At 72.6% G+C, this 23,370-nt stretch carries 22 protein-coding genes; 13 read left to right on the forward strand and 9 right to left on the reverse strand.

Going from position 1 to position 23,370, the window contains the following annotated elements:
• Window positions 1–47 precede the first annotated feature (47 nt).
• Window positions 48–860, reverse strand: a complete 813-nt coding sequence (locus tag F5972_RS20495; protein WP_150935207.1) for a class I SAM-dependent methyltransferase — start codon at window positions 858–860, stop codon at window positions 48–50.
• A 117-nt stretch (window positions 861–977) separates the two neighbouring features.
• On the opposite strand from F5972_RS20495, the gene F5972_RS20500 reads away from it, so the two are divergent.
• The 3 genes from F5972_RS20500 (at window position 978) to F5972_RS20510 (ending at window position 4,306) form a co-directional block, all read left to right on the forward strand.
• A complete protein-coding gene (locus F5972_RS20500) occupies window positions 978–1,925 on the forward strand; it encodes a DNA polymerase domain-containing protein (protein WP_150935208.1) in 948 nt (315 codons plus the stop codon).
• 97 nt (window positions 1,926–2,022) lie between these two features.
• Window positions 2,023–3,648, forward strand: a complete 1,626-nt coding sequence (locus tag F5972_RS20505; RefSeq protein WP_150935209.1) for an MFS transporter — start codon at window positions 2,023–2,025, stop codon at window positions 3,646–3,648.
• A 16-nt stretch (window positions 3,649–3,664) separates the two neighbouring features.
• Window positions 3,665–4,306: a TetR/AcrR family transcriptional regulator gene (locus F5972_RS20510; protein WP_150935210.1), complete on the forward strand. Its 642-nt coding sequence runs from the start codon at window positions 3,665–3,667 to the stop codon at window positions 4,304–4,306.
• Between the two features lie 34 nt (window positions 4,307–4,340).
• On the opposite strand, the gene F5972_RS20515 is transcribed toward F5972_RS20510, so the two are convergent.
• Complete coding sequence (locus F5972_RS20515) at window positions 4,341–5,171, reverse strand: SAM-dependent methyltransferase (protein ID WP_150935211.1); 831 nt, start codon at window positions 5,169–5,171, stop codon at window positions 4,341–4,343.
• A 152-nt stretch (window positions 5,172–5,323) separates the two neighbouring features.
• Between F5972_RS20515 and F5972_RS20520 the strand changes: the two genes are divergently transcribed.
• Window positions 5,324–5,719, forward strand: coding sequence for a VOC family protein (locus F5972_RS20520; protein WP_150935212.1), 396 nt, complete (start codon window positions 5,324–5,326; stop codon window positions 5,717–5,719).
• Window positions 5,720–5,819: 100 nt separating this feature from the next.
• Window positions 5,820–6,659: an ACT domain-containing protein gene (locus tag F5972_RS20525; protein ID WP_150935213.1), complete on the forward strand. Its 840-nt coding sequence runs from the start codon at window positions 5,820–5,822 to the stop codon at window positions 6,657–6,659.
• Window positions 6,660–6,775: 116 nt separating this feature from the next.
• On the opposite strand, the gene F5972_RS20530 is transcribed toward F5972_RS20525, so the two are convergent.
• Window positions 6,776–7,639 carry an aldo/keto reductase gene (locus tag F5972_RS20530; protein WP_150935214.1) on the reverse strand — a complete coding sequence of 288 codons (864 nt, stop codon included), beginning with the start codon at window positions 7,637–7,639 and terminating at the stop codon, window positions 6,776–6,778.
• Between the two features lie 181 nt (window positions 7,640–7,820).
• Here F5972_RS20530 and F5972_RS37375 point away from each other — a divergent pair, with 181 nt between their 5' ends.
• Window positions 7,821–7,961: a hypothetical protein gene (locus tag F5972_RS37375; protein ID WP_191910236.1), complete on the forward strand. Its 141-nt coding sequence runs from the start codon at window positions 7,821–7,823 to the stop codon at window positions 7,959–7,961.
• A 19-nt stretch (window positions 7,962–7,980) separates the two neighbouring features.
• Here the strand turns inward: F5972_RS37375 and F5972_RS20535 are convergent, their stop codons facing one another.
• Complete coding sequence (locus tag F5972_RS20535) at window positions 7,981–8,622, reverse strand: protein-L-isoaspartate(D-aspartate) O-methyltransferase (protein WP_150935215.1); 642 nt, start codon at window positions 8,620–8,622, stop codon at window positions 7,981–7,983.
• A gap of 165 nt (window positions 8,623–8,787) precedes the next feature.
• A complete protein-coding gene (locus F5972_RS20540; protein ID WP_150935216.1) occupies window positions 8,788–9,348 on the reverse strand; it encodes a cysteine hydrolase family protein in 561 nt (186 codons plus the stop codon).
• A 134-nt stretch (window positions 9,349–9,482) separates the two neighbouring features.
• On the opposite strand from F5972_RS20540, the gene F5972_RS20545 reads away from it, so the two are divergent.
• Together F5972_RS20545 and F5972_RS20550 are read left to right on the forward strand one after the other, a co-directional pair.
• Window positions 9,483–9,911 (forward strand): RrF2 family transcriptional regulator, encoded by a 429-nt coding sequence (locus F5972_RS20545; protein ID WP_150935217.1) that lies wholly within the window; start codon window positions 9,483–9,485, stop codon window positions 9,909–9,911.
• Between the two features lie 74 nt (window positions 9,912–9,985).
• The gene (locus tag F5972_RS20550; protein WP_150935218.1) at window positions 9,986–11,170 is read left to right on the forward strand and encodes a globin domain-containing protein; all 1,185 of its coding nucleotides are present in this window, start codon (window positions 9,986–9,988) and stop codon (window positions 11,168–11,170) included.
• A 25-nt stretch (window positions 11,171–11,195) separates the two neighbouring features.
• Here the strand turns inward: F5972_RS20550 and F5972_RS20555 are convergent, their stop codons facing one another.
• Both F5972_RS20555 and F5972_RS20560 read right to left on the reverse strand, forming a co-directional pair.
• Window positions 11,196–12,002, reverse strand: coding sequence for an SAM-dependent methyltransferase (locus F5972_RS20555; protein WP_150935219.1), 807 nt, complete (start codon window positions 12,000–12,002; stop codon window positions 11,196–11,198).
• Between the two features lie 162 nt (window positions 12,003–12,164).
• The gene (locus tag F5972_RS20560) at window positions 12,165–13,808 is read right to left on the reverse strand and encodes a GH1 family beta-glucosidase (protein ID WP_150935220.1); all 1,644 of its coding nucleotides are present in this window, start codon (window positions 13,806–13,808) and stop codon (window positions 12,165–12,167) included.
• A 398-nt stretch (window positions 13,809–14,206) separates the two neighbouring features.
• On the opposite strand from F5972_RS20560, the gene F5972_RS20565 reads away from it, so the two are divergent.
• Together F5972_RS20565 and F5972_RS20570 are read left to right on the forward strand one after the other, a co-directional pair.
• On the forward strand, window positions 14,207–15,220 hold the full coding sequence (locus F5972_RS20565) for a LacI family DNA-binding transcriptional regulator (RefSeq protein ID WP_204284566.1): 1,014 nt from the start codon (window positions 14,207–14,209) through the stop codon (window positions 15,218–15,220).
• Window positions 15,221–15,317: 97 nt separating this feature from the next.
• Window positions 15,318–15,623, forward strand: a complete 306-nt coding sequence (locus F5972_RS20570) for a DUF6401 family natural product biosynthesis protein (protein ID WP_111700919.1) — start codon at window positions 15,318–15,320, stop codon at window positions 15,621–15,623.
• Between the two features lie 79 nt (window positions 15,624–15,702).
• Here the strand turns inward: F5972_RS20570 and F5972_RS37380 are convergent, their stop codons facing one another.
• Window positions 15,703–16,806, reverse strand: a complete 1,104-nt coding sequence (locus F5972_RS37380; protein ID WP_191910237.1) for a mechanosensitive ion channel family protein — start codon at window positions 16,804–16,806, stop codon at window positions 15,703–15,705.
• A 381-nt stretch (window positions 16,807–17,187) separates the two neighbouring features.
• Here F5972_RS37380 and F5972_RS20580 point away from each other — a divergent pair, with 381 nt between their 5' ends.
• From F5972_RS20580 to F5972_RS20590, 3 genes are all read left to right on the forward strand, one after another.
• A complete protein-coding gene (locus F5972_RS20580) occupies window positions 17,188–20,124 on the forward strand; it encodes a beta-galactosidase (protein ID WP_150935222.1) in 2,937 nt (978 codons plus the stop codon).
• Between the two features lie 160 nt (window positions 20,125–20,284).
• Window positions 20,285–20,749 (forward strand): MarR family winged helix-turn-helix transcriptional regulator, encoded by a 465-nt coding sequence (locus F5972_RS20585; protein ID WP_191910238.1) that lies wholly within the window; start codon window positions 20,285–20,287, stop codon window positions 20,747–20,749.
• A gap of 39 nt (window positions 20,750–20,788) precedes the next feature.
• The gene (locus F5972_RS20590; RefSeq protein ID WP_225311686.1) at window positions 20,789–22,081 is read left to right on the forward strand and encodes an MFS transporter; all 1,293 of its coding nucleotides are present in this window, start codon (window positions 20,789–20,791) and stop codon (window positions 22,079–22,081) included.
• 36 nt (window positions 22,082–22,117) lie between these two features.
• On the opposite strand, the gene F5972_RS20595 is transcribed toward F5972_RS20590, so the two are convergent.
• On the reverse strand, window positions 22,118–23,275 hold the full coding sequence (locus tag F5972_RS20595; RefSeq protein ID WP_318527612.1) for a lactate 2-monooxygenase: 1,158 nt from the start codon (window positions 23,273–23,275) through the stop codon (window positions 22,118–22,120).
• Window positions 23,276–23,370: the final 95 nt, after the last annotated feature.

Consider the following 23,370-nt stretch of genomic DNA (forward strand, 5'->3'; position numbering starts at 1 on the left):
CGATCCTTCCCCGTGACCGGCCACGCCACCACAGCGGGGAGGGGTGGTCAGCCCACCCGGCAGAGGATCTCGCCGTGCACGACGCTGAACCAGCCGTCCGCGCTCGCGCCCCACTCCCGCCAGCCGTCGGAGATCCGCCGCAGGTCGTCCTGGGTGGCGTGGCCGCCCTCGATCACCCGGCTCGCGTAGGAGGACTGGAGGGTGCGGTCGGCCCACAGGCCGCTCCACCACGCCCGGTCCTCCGGAGTGGCGAAACACCAGGTGGACGACGACGAGGTGATCTCGGCGAAGCCGGCCTCCCCGGCCCAGGAGCGCAGGCGCCGCCCGGCGTCGGGCTCGCCGCCGTTGGCCCGGGCGACCCGGTGATAGAGGTCCAGCCAGTCGTCCAGCGCGGGGACCAGCGGATACCAGATCATGCCGGCGTAGTCGGAGTCGCGTGCCGCGACGATGCCGCCCGGCTTCGTCACGCGCCGCATCTCGCGCAGCGCGCCCACCGGATCGCCGACGTGCTGGAGCACCTGGTGGGCGTGCACGACGCAGAAGGAGGCGTCGGGAGAGCCGAGCGCGTGCACGTCGCCGGTCGTGAAGCTCACGTTGCCGACGCCGCGCCGCGCCGCCTCCTCCCGGGCCTGCTCCACCACGGCGGGCGCGTTGTCGAGGCCGACCACCTCGCCCTCCGGCACGTACGCGGCCAGGTCGGCGGTGATCGTGCCGGGGCCGCAGCCGACGTCCAGGACGCGCATGTGGGGCTTCAGCGCGCCGAGCAGGTACGCCGCGGAGTTGGCGGCGGTGCGCCAGCGGTGGGAGCGCAGGACGGACTCGTGATGACCGTGTGTGTAGACGGCCGATTCGTGTGCCATGCCGCCACTATTCCACTCGTCTCGTTATTTGAGCAATTATGTCTCACATTGAGAGACGATGCCGAGAGGTGCCCGGCCGCGTTGATTTCCGCCGCCGGTCGCGGGCATGGTGATCGGATGACCAGCGATGAGGTTCGCGACGGAGTCACGCTGACCAACCTCGACCAGCCGTTGTTCGACGGCGCGGGCGCGGCCAAGCGCGACCTGGTCGACTACCTGGACGCCGTACGCGACCGGATCGTCCCGGTGCTGCGCGACCGGCCGCTGTCCGTCGTGCGGGTCCGGCAGGGCCAGGCGCCGTTCATGCAGAAGAACGTGCCGTCGTACGCCCCGGACTGGGTGCGGACGGTGACGGTGTGGGCCGAGTCCTCCCAGCGGCGGGTGTCGTACGCGTTGTGCGACGACCGGCGGACCCTGCTGTGGCTCGCCAACCAGCGGGCGGTGGAGTATCACCCCGCCCTCGTCCACGCGGGCCATTGGGACCGGCCCACCCACCTCGTGCTCGACATCGACCCGCCGTCCGCCGAGGCGTTCCCCCGGGCCGTCGGCGCCGCCCGCCTGGTCGCCCGGGCGCTCGCCGACGCCGGGCTGTCGGGCGCGGTGAAGACCAGCGGCGCGAAGGGCCTGCACGTGTTCGTGCCGCTGGAGGGCGAGACCACGGAGGACGTGGCCGCCGCCACCCGCGCGCTCGGCGTCCGGGCCGAACGCCTCGATCCCGCCCTCGCCACGACGGCGTTCATCCGGGAGGACCGGGGAGACAAGGTGTTCGTCGACTCGACCCGGTCCGGCGGGGCGACCGTCGTCGCGGCCTACAGCCCGCGCGTACGGCCCGGCGTCCCGGTCTCCTTCCCGGTCGCCTGGGACGACCTGGACCGGATCACGCCCGGCGACTTCACCGTGCGCACGGCGGCGCGCCTGCTGCGCGACGGCGATCCCTGGGCCGACCTGATGCCGGGGCCCCAGCGCCTTCCCCGCGACCTGGTCGAGGAGGGCCACACGATCCCGGTCGCCCGCGTGCAGGCCATGCACGAGGGCAAACGCCGCGCCCGCGCCCGCCGCGGATAGCCGTCCCGGAGGTTCACCGCCGGTCCGCCACCGGTCCCCGCCCGGCTTCCGGGCGGGGTTGACAGGTTGCCGACAGGGCGTTGCTATAGTTCGCGACATGACGTCGCCAACATCGGGCCCGACACGCCAAAGCTGGGTCCCTCTCATCGTGCTCGCCACGGGCGTGTCGATGGTCGTCATCGACGCCACGATCGTGAACGTGGCGGTGCCCGCGATCATCGCCGACCTGGGCCTCGGCGCCACGGACGTGGAGTGGGTCAACTCGATCTACTCGCTGATGTTCGCGGCACTGCTCATCCCGTTCGGCCAGGCCGGCGACCGGTACGGCAGGCGCCGCCTGTTCGCCCTCGGCGTCGCGGTCTTCCTGGTGGCGAGCGTGCTGGCGGCGATGTCGGGAAGCGGGCCTGTGCTCATCGGCGTGCGGGCCGTGCAGGGCGTGGGGGCGGCGATGGCCGTCCCGATGACCCTCGCGATCATCAACCGCGTGTACGTGGGCCGTCAGCGGGTGATCGCCTTCGCCGTGTGGGGCTCCATCATCGGCGGCATGGCCGCCGCCGGCCCGCTGGCGGGGGGCTGGCTGGTCACCGAGTACGGCTGGCGCGCCGCGTTCTGGGTCAACCTGCCCATCGGCGCGCTGCTCCTGCTCGGCTCGCTGCGGGTGCCCGAGTCCCGGGACGGCCACGCGACGGGCGGCGACCTGGCCGGGCTCGTCCTCGCCGTGCTCGGCACGACCGGCGTCGTCTTCGCGCTGATCGAGGGCCAGAAATACGGCTGGTTCGAGCCGCGGCGGACCGCGGACCTGTTCGGCCTGCGGTTCGAGAGCGTCTCCCCCGTGCCGTTCGCCTTCGGCGTCGGCGTCCTCGCGCTGGTCGCCCTGATCGTGCGCGAACGGCGGCGCGAGCGCGCCGGCCTGCCCGTGCTCGTCGACCTGACGCTGTTCGAGCTGCCGAGTTTCCGCTACGGCTCGATGACGGCGGTGATCGTGGCGCTCGGCGAGTTCGGCATGATCCTCGTGCTGCCGCTCTTCCTGCAGTCCGCGCTCGGCTACACCGCCTTCCGGGCCGGTCTCGTCATCGCCGCGCTGGCCCTCGGCACCTTCCTCGCGGGCGGGCTGGTCCCCCCGCTGTCGAAGACCTTGTCCCCGCGGTCCATCGTGCGGATCGGCCTGGCCCTGGAGGCGGCCGGCGCGGCCGGCATCGGCCTGTCCCTCGCGCCGGACATGGGCGCCTGGCGGCCGGTGCCGTGGCTGCTCCTCTACGGCGCGGGCATCGGCTTCGCCACGGCGCAGCTCACCGGCGTCCTCATGGCCGACGTGCCGGCGCGTCTGTCCGGCGGCGCGTCCGCGCTCCAGAGCACGGTCCGCCAACTCGGCGCGGCGCTGGGAGTCGCCATCCTCGGCGGGGTGCTGGTGTCCGGACTCGGCTCGGCCGTCGAGCGCGGGCTCTCCGACCGGCCCCAGCAGGTGCGCACGGGCGTGGCGCGCGCGGTCGAGGAGAGTGCCGGCGCCGCCATCCCCGCACTCCGGGACCCGGCGATCCACGCGGCGGCGGTCGTGGCCGCCGCCGAGGCGACCCGCAGGGTCACCTTCATCACGGCACTGGCGCTGCTCGCCGGGGTCGGCATCACCCTCCTGCTCCCCCGTACGCCGGTCGTGCGGGACGAGTCTCCGGAGCAGGTCGCTGCCGGAGGGCCGGATACTGGAGGTCGCGAGCCGGACATGTGACAGCCCTGGAGGGGAGATGCCGAGAATCAGCGCGGCGACCGTCGCGGACCACCGGGCCAACCAGCACGCCGCCCTGCTCGACGCGGCGCGGGAGATCCTGGCCGCCGAGGGCGTGCAGGCGCTCACTCCGGCGGCTGTCGGCGCCCGGATCGGCCTGGCCCGCTCCAGCGTCTACCGCTACTTCGCCTCCACCGCCGACATCCTCGCCCAGCTCGTGGAGGACGCCTTTCCCCGCTGGTCCGCGCGCCTGCGCGCCGCCGTCGCGCCCGCGGGCGGCCCGCTGCCGGACCGGATCCGCGCGTACGGCAGGGCGGCGCTCGACTTCGTCGGCAGCCCCGACTACGCGCTGATCCCGGCGCTGCAGACGATCGGGCTGCCGCCCGAGTGCCGGGCCAGGGTGGAGGAACTGCACGGCGAGCTGACCGCGCCGCTCGCGGACGCGCTGCGCGAGGCCGGGATGGACCACCCCGCGCTGCGGGCCGACCTGGCCTGGGGCGTGGTCCGCGCGGGGGCCCGCCATCTGGCGCCGGACATCGCCGGGCGCGAGACGGCGCCCCCCGAAGATCCCGCGGGAGATCCCGCCGAAGACCCTGGCGCGGAGTCTCCGGAAAGGATCGTCGAACTCACCCTCGACATGCTCACCCGGGCGCTGTGCTGACCCGCGGCCGCTGAACCCCGCGGCCGCTGCCCGGTCAGGGCATGCGGCCGACCGCCCCGAAGATGCCGGTCCTGTCCATGTCGACCGGCACGTCCCAGGGGACGTCAGGCCGCCACGCCTGCACGGGCACGAGGCCGGGCTCCAGGATCTCCAGGCCGTCGAAGAACGACTCGATCCGCTTGAACGGCCTGCCCACGAGCCCGCCGGAGGAGGTGGCGGCGTACACCTTCTTGCTCTCCACGACGGCCTCCTCGGCCACCTCGTCGTTCGTCCGGATGTGCGACAGCACCAGGTGGCACCCCGACACCACCATCCGCTCGCGGATCCGGGCCGTGATCCGGTCGGCGTCCTCGTCGTCGGTCACGAAGTGCAGCACCGAGACCAGCAGCACCGCGAACGGCCGGGTGAAGTCGATGTGGGCGCGCACCCCGGGGTCGTCGAAGACGGCGTCCGGGTCCCGCAGGTCCCCGGCCACCACGATCGTCTCGGGGTTGTCGGCCAGCAGCGCTCGCGCGTGCGTGAGGACCACCGGGTCGTTGTCGACGTAGACCACCCGCGCTCCGGGGGCGTGCCGCCGCGCGACCTGGTGGACGTTCTCCTGCGTCGGCAGGCCCGCGCCGATGTCGACGAACTGTGTGATCCCCGACTCGGCCAGGAGCCGCACCGCACGCCGCAGGAAGCCGCGGTTCTCCCTGGCGACCTCCCGGCCGTCGTTGCCCATCTGCCGCCCGATGGCGAGCATCTTCTCGGCGGCCTCCCGGTCGGCGGCGAAGTTGTCCTTGCCGCCCAGGTAGTAGTCGTACATCCGGGCGATGTTCGGGATGGTGGGATCGACGCCCTCCGGCGCCCGCCTCGAGTCGTCCAAGCGTCTGCCCCTCGCCTATGGAACCGCTTTCATCGCATTGTAGGCGAGGAGGCGGTCGAAGATCATCACCCTGGGGTCATCACTCCGCGATTGGAGAACGGTGCGGAGGGCAGCGGCACGACGACGATCCCGGGACGACCTCCGGAGGACGCATGACGCCACGACTCACCCTGTCGGCGACGGTGCTCGACGCACCGGACGCCCGGGAACTCGCGGCCTTCTACCAGCGGCTGCTGGGCTGGACGATCGACTCCGACGAGCCCGGCTGGGTGACGATGCACCCGCCCGGAGGCGGCGCCGGGTTGTCGTTCCAGACCGAGAAGGACTACATGCCGCCGGTCTGGCCCGCCGGGCCGGGGGACCAGCGGATGATGCTGCACCTGGACATCGAGGTGGACGACCTGGAGACGGCCGTGGCGCACGCGACCGGCGCCGGGGCGACGCTCGCCGGCCACCAGCCCCAGGACGACGTGCGGGTCCTGCTCGACCCCGCGGGCCATCCGTTCTGCCTTTGGATCAGGACGGACGGCTCCATACCGGAGCCGTGATGATCCGTTGATGCGCGCGGCGGCCCGGTGAGAGCGGATTAATGCGGACGACACCCCACGGACGGTGACCGCGTAACGGCGCCGGGTCAGACTTCCGGACATGAGCGAACCGAGAAACGACCATCCGGCTCCCGGCCCGCTTCACCGGCATCACGGCGCCCGGTCCTGGCGGCGGGAGATCGCGGAACTGGCCGCGCTCTTCCTCGCCGTCGGGCTCGCCCACGTGCTCGCCACCCTGCTCGGCCACCGCGACCCCGGCCCGGTGGTGCTCGTGGCCATCGGAATGGCCCTGATCGTCGGCTCGGCCGTGCACAAGAGGCTGTCGGTCCCGGGGGCCGTGCGCGGGCGCGTCCGCCCGGGGACCGGTCACGCGACCAGCCTGTGGCGGGTGCGGGCCAGGGTCGCCGAGCGTCCCGGCCGCCTCGCCGCGCTCGCCGGGGCCTTCGCCCGGCTGGACTGCAACATCCTCTCCCTGCAGATCGCCCCGGCCGGCAGTGCGGCGATGACGCGGGGAGGCTGCGACGCCCTGGACGAGTTCGTCGTCGAGGCCCCGGCCTCGCTCACCCCGCAGGACCTGTGGCGCGCCGTCGACCGGGCCGGCGGCGCGGACGCCGTCGTCGTCCCCGCCCAGGTCAAGGACCTCATCGACCCCGGCATCCAGGCGCTGCTGCTGGGTCAGCGCGTACGGGACGATCCGGGCGAGCTGCTCCCGGCCATGACGGAACTGCTGCGTACGGCGGACGTCCGGTGGCGGGAGCCCGGTGAGCCGGCCGCGGACAGGACGCCGGGCACCGTGATGACGGTTCCGGTGCATCCCGGCGCCGTCCTCGTGGTGACGAGACGGGACCTGCCGTTCACGCCGACGGAGGCGGCGCGGGCCGCCGCGCTCGCGGCGGCGGCCCGGCACCGTCAGTGGGCCGACGACTGGCCCACCGAATAAGACCCGCGAGCGAGACCCGATGAGCGGGCCAGGTGACCAGGTCGGTCGGCGGATGACATCCCGGCGAAATCTCGGGCGGAATCCCCCGGCAAGCCGGCTGGTGAGCGGGACGGCGCTCAGCCGGCGGCGTCGAGACGGCCCAGTTCCTCGGGAGTGAGCTCCAGGTCCACCGCCTTGACCGAGTCGAGAATCGTCTCCGGCCGCGACGATCCGGGGATCGGGATCACCACCGGCGCCTTGGCCAGCATCCAGGCCAGGCACACCTGCTGCGGGCTCACCTCGTGGTCCTTCGCGACCTCCGCGAACGGGGCGAAGCGCGACCCCAGCTCGCCGGCCTTGGAGATGCCGCCCAGTGGGCTCCAGGGCAGGAACGCGATGCCTATCCGCGCGCAGAGTTCGAGCTCGGCCTCGCTGGAGCGGAACGCGGGCGAGAACTGGTTCTGCACGCTCACCAGCCGGTCGCCGAGGATGTCGCCGGCCTGGCGGATCTGCTCGGAGTTCGCGTTCGAGACGCCGGCGTAGCGGATCTTGCCCGCGTCGAGCAGGTCGCGCAGGGCCCCGATCGACTCCTCGTACGGCACCTCCGGGTCGGGCCGGTGGAACTGGTAGAGGCCGATCGCCTCGACGCCCAGCCGCTTGAGGGAGGCGTCGCACGCCTCCTTAAGGTGCTCGGGCGAGCCGTCCTGGGTCCAGGAGCCGTCGCCCGGGCGCAGGTGGCCGCCCTTGGTGGCGACCAGCACGTCCGAGGTGTCGCCGTCGTAGCCGGCCAGGGCGCGGGCGATCAGCGATTCGTTGTGGCCGACCTCGTCCGCGTGCAGGTGGTAGGCGTCGGCCGTGTCGATCAGCGTCACCCCGGCGTCCAGTGCCGCGTGGATGGTCGCGATGGAGCGCTGCTCGTCGGGCCGCCCCTCGATCGACATCGGCATGCCGCCGAGACCGATCGCGCCGACCCCGAGTTCGCCGATGCGGCGGGTTCGCATAGAAGATCCTCCTTGCGAAAGGGACAGAGACGTATCTCCTATCCGGCCGGTCCCGTATCAAGCCCCTTGCCCGAAGACTCCTTAGCGTGATGATTCACCAATAAATCACCCTATATTGGGATAAAGCACCCAAGGGGTCTCGGGTTCGTTGCCGGGGATCGCCGACAGCAAGGGCAACACCATGAGCGTGCATGTTCACGTCCGTCTCGACGACGGCCTCGCCGTGACCGAGGACGGCCGGTTACTGGAGCTGACCCGCTGCCACTGCGGCGCCTCCTGGACCAAGGCCTACCACGCGCACGAGGGCGAACCGGAGGCCTGACGGCCCGCCTCCGCACCCCTCAGGAGGGGTAGCCGAAACGGCCGTGGAGGCGGACGAAGCTGGCCAGCGTGAGGACCTGCCGGGGTTCCAGGCCGATGACGGTGCGCTCGAAGAGCACGACCTCCTCCCGGCCGCCGGTGCCGATGGGCTGCACCAGCCGCCCGCCGGGCCGCAACTGCTCGACCAGCGGCGCGGGAACCGTGGGAAACGCCGCCGAGACGATCACGGCGTCGTAGGGAGCGTGCTCACGCACGCCCTGGCCGCCGTCGCCGACCCTGACCTCCGCGTTGCGGATGCCCTGCCGGGCGAGGTTGCGCCGCGCCGCCCGCACGAGGTCGGGCCACAGGTCGACGCCGACCACGTCGCGGGCCGTGCGGGCGAGCAGCGCGGTCTGGTATCCGAGGCCGGAGCCGACCTCCAGCACGTGTTCCACGCCGGTGAGCCGCAGTCCCTCGATCATCGTCGCCGACAGGGACGGCTGCGTCGTCACCTGCCCGTGCGCGATGGGGATCGGCACGTCCTCGTACGCGTGCGCGACGTGCGCGGCCGGGACGAAACCCGCCCGCGGAGTCGCGCGCACCGCGCGGAGCACGCGCTCGTCACGGACCCCCGCCGCCCGGACGGCCCGGACGAGGTCTTCGGGACTGGCGGCTGCGGTCACGTCCCCCACGCTCACGTTCGACAGCTCACGTTCGACAGCTCACGTTCGACGCCGAGCGCGCCTCCGCTCCGGCGGCCCGCTCTCCCCCCGTGATGCCCCCTGAGCGGCCATGGAACCCCAGCCCTGGAACACCGGCCCGGGAGCCCCGGCGACCGCCGCGCCGGCTCAGGCCGTGCCGAAGTCCACCTCCGCCGTGGGAACGGTCGCCGCACCGCGGCCGGGGGCGGTCTGGTACTGCCAGTAGAGGTTCGTGTGCGCGATCACCTGCTCGGGGGCCGGCGCGCCGTAGGCGGTGAGGTCCTCCGTGGTGTGCGCGTCGCCGACCAGCGTCACGTCGTATCCCCGGACGAAGGCCCCGTGGAGGGTCGAGCGGATGCACGCGTCGGTCTGGGCGCCCGTGACGACGAGCCGGCCCACCCCGCGCTCGGCGAGCCGCGCCTCCAGGTCGGTGTCCTCGAACGAGTCGCCGTAGATCTTGTGGACGAGCGGCTCGTCGTCGCGCCGCACCAGCTCCGGCACGTACTGCCAGGCCTCGCTGTCCCGCTGCAACTCGTGCCCGTCGGAGTGCTGCACCCAGATCACCGGAATGTCCTGCGCGCGGGCCTTGCCGATCAGGGTGTCGATGTTCGCGATCACGGCGTCACGGTCGTGCGCACCCGCCACCACCCCCTTCTGGACGTCGATGACGAGCAGCGCGGTGTTCGGGCGGTCGGCCAGGGTCGTCATGGATGTTCCCCGTCTCTCTTCGCGGATCCTGTCGCCGCCTCACCCTAGGTCCGGCCACCGACATTTTCGCCGGACCGGAACCTCCGGCCCACCCAAATTGGAGTGCGAAATACCGATTTGCTAGTGTTCAAGACGTGCGGTTGACGAAGTTCACGGACCTGGCCCTGCGGGTGACCATGCGCCTGGCGGTCCTTGATCCGGGGGCGTCGCTCACCACCCGCCAGGTGGCCGAGGCGATGGCGATCCCCTACAACCACACCGCCAAGGCCATCGCCCGGCTGCAGCACCTCGGCGTCGTGGAGGCGCGCCGGGGACGCGGGGGCGGCCTGGAGCTGACCGGGTTCGGCCGTACGGCGTCGATCGGCTGGCTGGTCCGCGAGCTGGAGGGAGAGGAGGAGGTCGTCACCTGCGAGGGGGAGATCCCCTGTCCGTTGCGGGCCGCCTGCCGCCTGCGCGGCGCGCTGCGCGCGGCACAGCAGGCCTTCTACGCCTCCCTCGATCCGATCACCGTCGACCAGCTGGTCTCCGCGCCCTCGGGACCGGTGCTGCTCGGTCTCTCCTGACCCGCACGCCCAGGAAGAACCCGGCAGATCCACGGCGTTAAATTTGCCTATCAGATACCAATTTGGAGGTTGCCATGCTCTCTCCGGAGTCGGCCACGACCGTCCGCGCCACCCTGCCCGTGATCGCGGGCGCGATCCAGGACATCACCGCCCGCTTCTACGACACGTTGTTCGCCGACAACCCCGAGCTGCTGCGCGACCTGTTCAACCGGGGCAACCAGGCCAACGGCGAGCAGCGGGTGGCGCTGGCGGGCTCGATCGCCGCGTTCGCGACCGCGCTGGTGGACCACCCGGGCGGGCTTCCCGGCACGATGCTGTCCAGGATCGCCAACAAGCACGCCTCCCTCGGTGTCACCGAGGAGCAGTACGCCGTGGTGCACAAGTATCTGTTCGGCGCCATCGGCGAGGTGCTGGGCGACGCCGTCACGCCCGAGGTCGCCCAGGCGTGGGACGAGGTCTACTGGCTCATGGCCGAGACGCTGATCGGCCTGGAGCGCGACCTCTACCGCGAGGCGGGCCGGGGCTGGACGCGGGCCACGGTGACCGAGCGGCGCGACGAGACGGCCGACGCCGCCTCCTTCCTCCTGCGCCCGGACGTCCCGCAGTCGTTCCTGCCGGGTCAGTACGTCAGCGTCCGGGTCACGCTGCCCGACGGCGCGCGGCAGATCCGGCAGTACAGCCTGTCGAACGCCCCGGGGCGCGGCGACTGGCGGATCACGGTGAAGCGGGTGCGCGGCGAGAGCGCGCCCGAGGGCGAGGTCTCCACCTGGCTCCACGAGCACGTCCGGGCCGGCGACGTGCTCGACGTCTCCGCGCCGTTCGGCGATCTGACCCTGCCGGAGGGCGACGGCCCGCTGCTGCTCGCCTCGGCGGGGATCGGGGTGACCCCCGTGCTGTCGATGCTCGACCATCTCGCCGTCACCGGGTCGGGCCGGCGGGTGGTGGTCGTCCACGCCGACCGCTCCCCCGGCGACCACGTCCACCGCGAGGAGCTGACGGATCTGGTCGCGGCCCTGCCCGGCGCCACCCTGCACCGGTGGTACGAGGACCTGCCGGCACAGGAGCTGAGCGGCCCGGCTCCGGCCGCCGGGCGGGCCGACCTGTCGGCGGTCGACCTGCCCGGGGACGTCACGGCCTGCCTGTGCGGGCCGCTGCCGTTCATGCGGGCCGTACGCGCGCAGTTGACGGCGCGCGGCGTGGCCGCCTCCGACATCCGCTACGAGGTGTTCGGCCCCGACCTGTGGATCGCCGGGGACTGATCGAGGTTCAGCGGAGGATCGGGGTTCAGCGGAGGAGGCCGACGCCCGCGTAGCCGTCCACGCCGGGAATCCTCGGCAGCCGGGGCTCGTCGGGCTCCGGACGCCAGTCCTCGGTCACCACCAGGCCCGGCTCCACCAGGTCGAACCCGTCGAAGAACCGCAGGAGCTCGGCGTGGGTGCGCGGGGTGACGCCGGCGGCGGAGGTGTTCTTGTACAGCTCGCGCCCCTCGCGGATCTTCTCCTCGTCGAGGTCGCCGTACGACAGGTGGCTGATGGCCATCGCGCTGCCGGGCGCGAGCCGGTCGCGCAGCGCGGCCACGACGCGCCCGGCGTCGGCGCCGGGGATGAAGTGCAGCACCGCGACCATGAGCAGCCCCACGGGCCGGCTCAAGTCGAGATGCTCGTTGATCCGGGGGTCGCCGAGGATGCTCTCGGGGTCACGCAGGTCGCCGTCCACCACGATCGTCGTGGTGTTGTCGGCGAGCAGGGCCCGGCCGTGGGTCAGCACGATCGGGTCGTTGTCGACGTACACCACCCGCGCGCCGGGCGCGGCACGCAGCGCGACCTGGTGGACGTTCTCCTGCGTCGGCAGCCCGGCGCCGATGTCGAGGAACTGGCGGATGCCCTGGCCGGCCATGAGGGTCACGGCGCGGCGGATGAAGCGCCGGTTGCTCTGCACCCCCTCACGGGCGTTCGGAGTCAGCTCGATCAGCTTCTCGGCCGCCGCCCGGTCGACGGCGAAGTTGTCCTTGCCGCCGAGGAGGTAGTCGTAGATCCGGGCGACGCTGGGGACCGTGACGTCGATCCCCGGCGGCCCCTGCTCCAAGTTCATCGTGCTGCCCCTGATGGCCGTGCCGTACGTTGATCACCAAGGTAGCCGACAAACCGGGATTCGGCGCACCAAAATGGGAATTGACCGACATGCTTGACCCATGTCGGGCGACATGACGCCCTCGATCCCGCCCTCGATCCCGCCCTTGATCCCGCCGCGGCCTCAGCCCAGCTCGCCTCGCGAGCGGTCGCCCCGGGGAGTGCCCGCGACCAGGACGTCGACGGGCGCACCGGCGACGACGGGATCGGCGACGTCGAAGTCGTCCAGGCCGTACGCACCCGTGTAGTCACCCGTGCCGTAGTGGGCCCTCCCGTAGCCGCCCGTGCCGTAGGCGACGACGCCGGGGTCGCCGATGACGGGCCCGGCGATCACCGGGTCGGTCATCACGGGATCGATGAACAGCTCCTCGCCGGCCGGCGGCTCGGCGAGCACCGGGTCGGCGATGAACTCGCGCATCCAGCGGTAGCTGGACTTCGGCGTGCGCTCCTGGGTCTCGTAGTCCACGTGCACGAGCCCGAACCTCGCGGAGTAGCCCCGGGCCCACTCGAAGTTGTCCATCAGCGACCAGGCGAAGTAGCCCCGCACGTCGGCGCCCGCCGTCATCGCGTCGTGGGTCGCGGCCAGGTGGTCGCGCAGGTAGTCGACGCGCCCGGTGTCCTCCAGCGCGCCGTCGTCGCCGTAGCCGTTCTCGGTGATGTAGACGGGCGGCAGGTCCGGATAGCGGGTGGTCAGGCCGACCAGCGTCTCGTACAGCCCTTCGGGCTCCACCACCCAGCCCAGCCCGCTGGTGCGCGCGTCCTCCGGCGTGACGGTGCGCACGCCGAGGTCGAACGCCGTACGGCGGCCGGGGTCGGCCTCCTCGTACGGCGCGGCCTCCACGTGCAGCCGGTAGTAGTAGTTCACCCCGAGGAAGTCCACCGGCGTCCCGATGGTCTCCAGGTCGCCGTCCCGCCGGAACGAGAAGTCGGTGATCCGGCCGAACGTCTCGGCCATGTCGGGCGCGTAGGAGCCGCCGAAGAGCGGGTCGGTGAACTGCCGGTTGACCAGCAGGTCCATCCGCCGCGCGGCCGCGGCGTCCTCCGGCGAGGTGGTCGCCGGCACCGTGGGCGACATGTTGAGCGTCACCCCGACGCGCTGGCCGGGCCGGGCCAGCGCGCGCAGGCGCGTGACGGCGAGGCCGTGACCGAGCAGCAGGTGGTGGGCGGCGGCCAGCGCGCCGTGCCCCTCGGTGGCGCCCGGTGCGTGCCGGCCCTCGCCGTACCCCACGATCGACGAGCAGTACGGCTCGTTCAGCGTGATCCAGTTCGACACCGAGTCGCCGAGCGCGTCGTACATCACCTCCGCGTAGTCGGCGAAACGTTCAGCCGTCTCGCGGACCCGCCAGCCCCCGCGGTCCTCGATCGCCTGGGGCAGATCCCAGTGGTACAGCGTGACGTACGGCTCGATGCCGCCCTCGCGCAGGGCGTCGACGAGGCGTCGGTAGAAGTCGAGGCCGCGCCGATTCACCGGCCCGCGCCCGTCCGGCAGGACGCGCGGCCAGGCCACGGAGAATCGGTAGGCGGCCGCCCCCAGCTCCTTCATGAGATCGACATCCTCTTGCCAGCGGTGATAGTGGTCGCAGGCGATCTCACCTGACTCGCCCCGCGCGACGGCGCCGGGCATCCTGCAGAAGGTGTCCCAAATCGAGCGCCCCCGGCCGTCGACGTCGACGGCCCCCTCGATCTGGTACGCCGCGGTGGCAGTGCCCCAGACGAAGCCGGCGGGGAAGACCCGCGGCCCGGAGGGGCGGTGTTCGATCGCCGTCATCCTGTGATCGCTCCAGACTCGGCGCCCGCGCACGAGTAATCGGCCCACCCGCCGAAACCGGCCGTGCGGGCGATGGATCCGTTCCTCCGTAAGCCGCGGGTATCGCCGTACGGGACGGCGACCGGACGCGCGGGCAGGCGGAGTTTCGCAGCGGACACCTGGACTCCTTCACAGGAGAAGGGATGCGGCTGCGAGATGGCGACAGCGGCCGAGCCCGTGGCAACGAAGCAGCGTCGGCCGATGCCCGACATCACACATAAGAAGAAGGGGACGTGTCAAGTCACAGAAACGTAACTGTGGGAAATTTCGATTACGGGTTGCGAGTTCCCCTGGAAGTACGTACTTTGTGAGAACGGTCCATGAAACCGGTTACAGCGAGATGCGATAGCGTTTGGTCCGTGGCAACGATCAGAGAGCTGGCGCGCCTGTGCGGCGTGTCCCCGGCGACCGTCTCCCGAGTGTTCAACAATCCCGAGGTAGTCAACGCGAAAACCAGGGAGCAGGTCCTGCGGACGGCCCGCCAGATCGGCTACCTGCCCAACGAGTCGGCGCGCACGCTGGCCACCAAGAAGTCCTTCATGGTCGGCCTGCTGTGGGACACCGACCACCGCCGCCCCGGCTGGCGCCACCCGTTCTTCCAGGAGATCCTGATCGGCCTGAAGACGGCGCTCAGCGGGCGCGGATACCACCTGCTCATGCTCGCCACCAGCGGTGAGCACACCGACGACGCGTACGTGCGGGCCGCCCGCAGGCACAACCTCGACGGCGTGGTGATGATCGACAGCGGCACCTCCGACCCGTCGCTGCGGCACCTCGCCGAGTCGGGGGTGCCCTGTGTCAGCCTCGACCGTCCCGTACAGGGTCCCCGGGCAACGTACGTGACCTCCGACAACGTGGGCGGCGCCCGCCAGGCCGTACGGCACCTGCACGAGCAGGGGCGGCAGGCCATCGCCACGATCACCGGGCCCGCGCACACCCGGCCGGGCGCGGAGCGCCTGCAGGGCTACCAGGAGGAGCTGGCCCTGCTGCGCCTGCCCTACCGGCCGGAGCACGTCGCCGAGGGCGACTTCTACGTCACCGGCGGGGAGGCCGCGATGCGGCGGCTGCTGGAGACGGACGAACGGCCCGACGCGGTGTTCGTCGCGGGCGACGAGATGGCCGTCGGCGCGCTGCGCGCGATCGCCGAGGCCGGCCTGAAGGTGCCCGAGGACATCGCGGTCGTCGGGTTCGACGACATAGAGGTCGCCGCGCTCGTGCCGCCCGGCCTGACGACCATCGCCCAGGACAAGGACGGTTTCGGCGCGGCCGCCGCGGAGGCCCTGGTCTCCATGATCAACGGCGCCGACGCCCCGCCGGCCCGGATCCTGCCGACCACACTCGTCGTGCGGGGCTCCAGCACGCCCTCGATCTGACACGGCTCCCCGGCGAAATGAGCAGTTTCGGGCGGCTTCCCCGCCGGAGCCGCTTATCGTGATGGGGCATCCATCTGCCTCACCCCCGGAGACACACGTGTCCGAGCACTCCTGGCCTGTCCGCATCCGCGCCGAGTTCGCGCAGCGTGTGCTGGACCTGCGGCACCAGCACCCGGGCGTCCTCGCCTCGCTGGACCAGCACATGGCCGCCGTACGGCAGGCCATCTCGGGCCTCGGTGAGCGGGTCGGGCCGTCCTCGCTGCTCGCCTATCTGATCGGTTTCTGGGACGGGGCCCAGGAGAAGGGCTGGCGGACGCCCGGGCCGGACCAGCCGCTCGACTTCGCCGTGTTGCGCATGACCGCGGTCTGCCTGCTGCTCGACACCGCCGCCGAACCCGCCTGACAACGCCCCACCCGGTACATACGGGTGCGGGGCGCCCCTGGACGGGACGCCCCGCGAAACACCGCGGAGGAGACGACGGTCAGCGGACCGGCGGCGGAGGCTCCTCCGGCGGCGTGGGCCACGAGGGGTCGGGACCCGGCTCACCGCGACCCACCTGACCGGGCGCCGGCTGTCCGGCCGGGCCGGCCGGACCGTCCGCGCGCCGCGCGTCCGGGGCCGCCGGGCTGATCGGGGTGGTCGCCGCGCCCGGAGTGGCCGGCGCGCCCTCCTGCGGGTACGCCGCGCCCTGCGGGTATCCCGTGGTCCCTGCCGGACCCTCCGGAGACATCGGCTGCGGAGACACCGGCGCCTGCGGGGCTCCGGCGGTCTGCGGGTACGCGGTGTGCGCCGGCTGCGCGAAGGCGCCGGCCGTCTGCCGCGGGTAGGCCTCCCGCGGCATGGCCTCCTGCCGCACGTGGACGGTCTCCATCGCGTCGGAGCGGCCCTGGCTGTAGGCGGCCGCCTGGGCGCGGATGGTCTCGGTCTCGGCCTCCGCACGGTTCAGCCAGTGCTCCCAGCGCTGCTGCATGGGCCGCACCAGGCCGCCGCCGACGCCCACGACGACGACTCCGGCGACGGCCGCCAGGAAGGCGATCAGCACCGGCGTGGTGACGGTGGTCGCGACCTCGATCTGGTTGAGCGCGGCGATGACGCCGAGGCCGATGATGAAGACCGAGGCGATCGTGGCGAGCGTCCTGCCGTACGACAGGGAGCCCAGCGCCGCGGTGACGATGTCCTTCACGGCCCTGGCGATGGCGGTGGCGACGACGATGATCACGATCGCCACGGCGGCCTTGGGCAGCCAGGCCACGACTCCGGCGAGCAGCGCGCTGACCGGGTTGGGGCCGAAGACGGAGAAGGCGATCTGCAGCGTCACCAGCAGGATCGCGTAGTAGACCAGTTTCGCCAGCAGGTCGGACGCGTCGTACTTGCTGCGCGCGAGCACCCGTCCGACGCCGCCGCGCTCGACCCAGCGGTCGAACCCGACGCGTTCGAGCACGGCGTCGACGACCTTGCGCAGGGCCTTGGCGACAAGCCAGCCCACCACCAGGACGACGACGAATGCGAGGAACTTGGGGACGAAGGTGGCGACCGACGACCAGGCGTCGGCCACTCCTCTTCCCCAGTCGACCGGAGCGGCCATAAGTCCTCCTGTTCAGAGCCTTCCACCGCCGGGGGCGGGGACCTACGAGGGCGGCAGCTACCCGGTGATCGGCGCCTCATGCGCGGCCGGTGTCCGCCCCCGCACGCACGGCGACCGCCTTCTCCGGCGATGACGCAGGTCACACCGGGCGGAAGACACCGCCGAAATTCCCCCGAATTCGTCCCGCGCGCTTCGTCCCGGCGCGCGGCACGATTGGGAGCGATGGGCGGCGATGGCGCAGGGCGGCTGGGGTCACGGCCTGCCACCCGCCAGACGCGGCTGACCCGGCCCGGCCGTTGACGTTTGTTGGGGCGGTAGTCAAACTAATCCGGAAAGATCGCACGAGGAGACACCCCCGCCCCGACGATCGGAAGGCCGGTAATGGTGCGCAAGGTCCTGGCCGTGCTCGCGGCACTGCTCGTCCTCCTGCCCGTGCCGCTCCAGGGCCCGGCGGCGGCCGCCCCGGCGGCGTCCCGGGTCACCTACGACCACCACTCGCTCATGATCGACGGCCGGAGGGTCGTCGTGCAGGCCGCCGAGATCCACTACTTCCGGCTGCCGAGCCCGGGCCTGTGGCGGGACGTGCTGGAGAAGATCAGGGCCGGCGGGTTCAACGCCGTCTCCGTCTACTTCGACTGGGCCTACCACTCCCCCAAGCCGGGCGTGTACGACTTCACCGGGGTGCGCGACGTCGACCGCTTCCTGCGTACGGCCGAGCGGGCGGGCCTGTACGTCGTCGCCCGCCCCGGGCCGTACATCAACGCGGAGACCACCGGCGGCGGGTTCCCCGGGTGGCTGAAGAACGTGCCCGGCCGGGGCCGCAGCAGCGACCCCGGGTTCACCGAGGCCTACCGCGACTGGCTCCACCACATCAACCCGATCATCGCCAGGCACCAGGTGGGCCGCGGCGGGTCGGTGATCCTCTACAACGCCGAGAACGAGTACGCCGCCAACACCGACGCGGCGTACATGCAGGACATCCAGGACCAGGCGCGGGCGGACGGCATCGACGTGCCGATCACCACGAACGACTGCTGCGACGCCGCCGACTGGACCTCTACCTGGGCCACCGGACCAGGAGCCGTCCAGATGCCCGGGGTGGACGACTACCCCCAGTCCTTCGACTGCCCGAACGCCGAGACGGTGTGGGGCCCGTGGGGCGAGGGGGTCACCGAGCGGCTGCGCGACGACGCGCCGGTCTTCGCCGCCGAGTACCAGGCCGGGTCCATCGACCTGAACAACGCGGGCTACGAGCGGTGCCGGGCGCTGACCGGCCCGGCGTACATGAAGTACTTCTACAAGTCCAACCTGATGGTGAGCGGCGCGACGCTGTTCAACTACTACATGGGCTTCGGCGGCACCAACTGGGGTTTCCTCGCCCAGCCCAATGACGTTTACACCTCCTACGACTACGGCGCGGCACTCACCGAGGCCAGGCAGCCGACCGCGAAGTACGACGAGTTCAAGCGGCAGGGCTACTTCCTGCAGTCCGTCGCCCCTCTGGCGAAGACCGACCCCGCGACGGCTCCCACGACGGACAACCCGGCCATCGGGGTCGTCGCCCGGGCGAACCCGGACACCGGCACCCGGTTCGCGCTCGTCCGGCACGCCGACCGCGCCGCCAGCACCACCGACGCGGCCACGCTCTCGTGGACCGTCCCGGACGGCACGTACACCCTGCCCGTACAGGTCAGGGGCCGCGACGCGCACGTCCTGGTCGGCGCGTACGACCTGGGCGGCCAGCGCCTGGCGGCGTCCAGTTCGGAGATCATGACCCACGCCTGCATCGGCGGCCGGGACGTCGCGGTGCTGTACGGCACGGCGGGCTCCCCGGGCGCGACGATCCTGCGTTACTCCGCGAAACCCCAGGTGAAGGTGCTGGAGGGCGATGTCCGCTGGGCGTTCGCGGGCGGCGACCTCCGCCTGGACTACACCCACCGGGGCCTCGCCCGCGTGCTGGTCTCGGGCGGCGGGCGCCGGCCGCTGCTGCTTCTGCTGGGCACCGACGAGACCGCCGCGACGTTCTGGCGGGCGGGCACCGACGCCGCCCCGGTGCTGGTGCGGGGCACGTCCCTCGTCCGGTCGGCCGCCGCCGAGGGCGGGGCCGTGCGGCTCACCGCCGACACCGCCCAGGCGGGCGAGGTGGAGGTCTTCGCCGACGCGCGGGCCTCCCGGCTGCGCCTCGCCGGCGGCGCGGGCGACAGGGAAACCACGGGTGACACGGACGTGCGCGTCACCCGGACGCCGAGCGGCTCGCTGCTCGGCCGGGTGCCCGGCCCGCGCGAGGCGGCGCGCCTGCCCGCGCTCACCGGGTGGCGCGTCCACGACGAGGCGCCGGAGGCCGTTCCCGGGTTCGACGACTCGTCCTGGCGGACGGCGGACAAGACCACGACCGAGAGCCCGATGAAGCCGAAGGCCGGGCCCGTGCTGTACGCCGACGACTACGGCTTCCACTACGGCGACGTCTGGTATCGCGGCCGCTTCACCGCGACGGGCGCGGAGACCGCCGTGGCGTTGAACGCGATCACCGGGAGACGCGGGCGTTACCTCGTCTGGCTCGACGGGCGCTACCTCGGCTCGGCCGCGGGCGGCACCCAGGCCGACGTCGACGCGGCGAACCCCGAGCCGGGGCCGGGCCGATTCACGGTCCCCGCGGGCCTGCTGAAGCCGGGGCGCACCGCCACGCTGGCGGTCCTCGTGCAGAACATGGGGCACAACGACGACTGGACGGCCGACGACAACCGGTTCAAGCAGCCGCGCGGCCTGGTCGCCGCCTCGGTGGAGGGGTCGCCCGCGACGGTCGCCTGGAAGATCCAGGGCGCCCGCGGCGGCGAGGACCTGACCGACCCGGTGCGCGGGCCGCTCAACACCGGCGGCCTGTACGGCGAGCGCTCCGGCTGGCACCTGCCCGGCTATCCCGACCGCTCCTGGAAGGAGGTGGCCGCCCCGGCCGCACGGCCGCTCGCGCCCGGCGTCACGTGGTATCGCACCGAGTTCGGGCTCGACCTCCCCGGGGGCCAGGACGTCTCCGTGGGCCTGCGTTTCGGCGGCGCCGTCCCGGCGGGCTCCCGGACGATGATCTACCTCAACGGCTGGAACATCGGCCAGTACGGCGGCGACATCGGGCCGCAGAAGGAGTTCGTGCTGCCCGCCGGGCTGCTGCGCGAGCACGGCCGCAACACCCTCGCCCTGGCCGTCACCTCGACCGCGGCCGCCACCGGCGGGCCCGGCCCGATCGGCCTGTTCGCGTACGGAGCCGTACGCGGCGGGGTGCCCGTCCCGGACGTTCCGGGGCCGTCCTACCCCCTCACCCGCTGAGCGCCACGGCGGCGCCGGGCCGCCCGCGTACCGGTTTCCGGCCGGTACGCGGGCGGCTCTCTTTCCGGACGGCCCCGGCGAGACCCCCAAGTGAGGGAGCATTCCGGGCAGTTGTATAAGCTCCCTATGTAATTTCCGGTCACCCGTCCGGAGGAACTCCGTGTCCACCGTCCCGAACGCCGATCCCGGCGAGGGCTCCCCCGCGGTCGCCGCCGTGCTGGACGACCTCGCGGTGCTCGCCGTACGGCGGCTGTCCGCGCAGGGCGACCTCAGCCTCACGGCCGCGGCCACCCTGTCGTACCTGGACCGCAACGGCCCCGAGCGGCTGAGCGTCCTCGCCTCGCGGCAGGCCGTCACCCAGCCGTCGATGACCCAGCTCGTGCGGCGCCTGGAGCGCGAGGGGCTGGTGGACCGGTCGGCCGACGACCTCGACGGCCGGGCGGTGCGGGTCGCCGTCACCGACGCCGGCCGCGCGCTGCTCGCCGAGCGGCGCCGTCTGCGCAGGGAGCGGCTCACCGAGCTGCTCGGCACGCTCTCCCCCGGCGAGCTGCGCGACCTGACGCGGATCGCCGGCGAGTTCCTCCCCCTGCTCCGCCGCCTGCTCCAGAGCGAGGCCGGCGAGTAGGGACCAGGGCGCTCCCCCTCGCTACTCCCAGGAGGTCCGGTGAGCTCTGCTCATTCCCCCGTCGCCCATGCCCCCGCCGCCAGCCCCTTCAGGCAGCCGAGGGCGGTCTGGGCCGTCGCCTTCGCCTGCGTGATCTCGTTCATGGGGATCGGGCTGGTGGACCCGATCCTGCCCGCGCTCAGCTCGAAGCTGCACGCCACGCCCAGCCAGGTCTCACTGCTGTTCACCAGCTATCTGGTGGTGACCGCGGTGGCCATGCTGGTCACCGGATGGGTCTCCAGCCGGATCGGCGCCAAGCGCACGCTCATCGCCGGTCTGGCCCTGATCGTGGTGTTCGCCGCGCTCGCCGGCGCGTCCGGGAGCATCGGCGGCATCGTCGGCTTCCGGGCCGGCTGGGGTCTCGGCAACGCACTGTTCATCGCCACCTCCCTCGCGGTCATCGTCGCCTCCGGCAGCGGCGGCTTCGCCGGGGCGATCATCCTGTACGAGACCGCGCTCGGCGTCGGCATCGCGGTCGGCCCTCTCCTCGGCGGGACCCTGGGCGGCATCAGCTGGCGCGGCCCGTTCTACGGCGTCGCGGTGCTGATGGCGATCGCCCTGGTCGCCACCGTGACCCTGGTGCGGCCCACCCCCGCCCCCGCGCGGAAGACCGGCGTGACCGAGCCGCTCAAGGCGCTGCGCCACCGCGGCCTGCTCATCCTGGGCCTGACCGCCCTCTGCTACAACTGGGGCTTCTTCACCGTTCTGGGCTACGCGCCGTACCCGATGGAACTGGACGAGCACCAGCTCGGCCTCGTCTTCACCGGCTGGGGAATCCTGGTCGCCGTCTTCTCCGTCTTCGGGGCGCCGCGCCTCCAGGCGCGGTTCGGCATCGCCCGCACGCTCTACGCCAACCTCGTGCTGTTCAGCCTCGACATCCTGGTGATCGCGCTGTTCACCTCGAACCGGGTCGTGGTGATCTGCGGAGTGATCGTCGCGGGTGTCTTCATCGGCGTCAACAACACGGTCACCACCCAGGCGGTCATGACCGTCTCGCCGGTGGAGCGGCCGGTCGCCTCGGCCTCCTACGGGTTCGTCCGCTTCATCGGCGGCGGCCTCGCGCCCTTCGTCGCGGGCAGGCTCGCCGAGCACTTCGACAGTCAGCACGCGCCGTTCTACCTGGGGGCCGCCGCCGTGCTCCTCGGCGTGGTGATCCTCACCGCCGCGCACCGGCAGCTCGGCGAGGCCGAGCGCGCCCAGGCGGCGGAGCTCGCAGCGGCCGGCCCCGTCACCGCCCGGCGGGAGAGGCTGGAGGAGTCGGCCCTGGCCGAGGACCTCGGCTCGGCCACCTGATCACTCCGCCGGGCGCGCAGGGTCGGAACCGTGCCGTCAGAAGCGGGCGACCATGGCCGGGGTGATCGCGGCGGGCCCGGCGCAGCCGGACAGGGCCAGGGTGAGCTCGGTCTCCGCCAGCACGCAGCGGAGCACGTGCTCCACCCCCGCCTGGCCGTCCAGGCCCAGCCCGTACGCGTACGGCCGGCCCAGCAGCACGGTCCTCGCGCCGAGCGCGAGGGCCTTGACGACGTCGTCCCCGCTGCGGATGCCGCCGTCGAACAGCACGGTGAGCCGGTCGGCGACCGCGTCGGCGACGGCCGGCAGCGCGTCGGCCGCCCCGATCGACCCGTTGACCTGCCGCCCTCCGTGGTTGGACACGACGACCCCGTCCATCCCGGCGTCGGCGGCCAGCCGGGCGTCGTCGGGATGGAGGATGCCCTTCAGCACGATCGGGCCGTCCCAGTGCTCGCGCAGCAGGGCGAGGTCCGGCCAGGTCTTGCCGGGGTCGCCGAACAGCCCGACGAAGTGCAGGACGGCGGCGTTCGGGTCCTCGTGCACCGGCCGCGCGAGCCCGGCCTGGAACGCCGGGTCGGTGAAGTAGTTGGCGGTGCCGACGCCGCGCAGGAACGGCAGGTACGCCTGGTCGAGGTCGCGGGGCCGCCAGGCCAGCAGCGGTGTGTCGAGGGTGACGACGAGCACGCTGAACCCCGACGCCCTGGCCCGGGCGAGGAAGCTGAGGGTGACCTCGCGGTCCCGGCCCCAGTAGAGCTGGAACCACCGCTCGCCGTCCCCCATGGCCGCGGCGACCTCCTCCATCGGCGTGCTGGAGGCCGACGACAGCACGATGGGCACGCCCAGCGCCGCGGCGGCGCGGGCGGCGGCCGGTTCGGCGTTGGGATGCATGATCGACAGCACGCCGATCGGCGCGAGCGCCAGCGGCGCGGGCAGCCTCCGTCCGAGCACGGTCACCGACAGGTCGCGCCCGCGCACGTCCCGCAGCATCCGCGGCACGATGCGCCAGCGGTCCAGCGCCTCGCGGTTGGCCCGCTCGGTGCGCCCGCCGCCCGCGCTGCCGGCCACGTAGCCGACCGGCCCGGGACCCAGGCGCCGCTCGGCCATCTCCTCCAGCCGGGTCAGATCCGTGGGCAGGCGCGGCACGACGCCCGACATGCCGTTGAGGTAGATCTCGTACTGGAAGTCCGCCCAGCTCACCGCGCCTCCATTCGATCACTGCCGTACGGCACGCTACCGGAACCGATGCGTCGATAGAGGGACGGAAGGGGTCACTGAGACCACACACGCCCCAC

The organism is Microbispora cellulosiformans (assembly GCF_008728085.1).
GTDB classification, from domain to species: Bacteria; Actinomycetota; Actinomycetes; order Streptosporangiales; family Streptosporangiaceae; genus Microbispora; species Microbispora amethystogenes.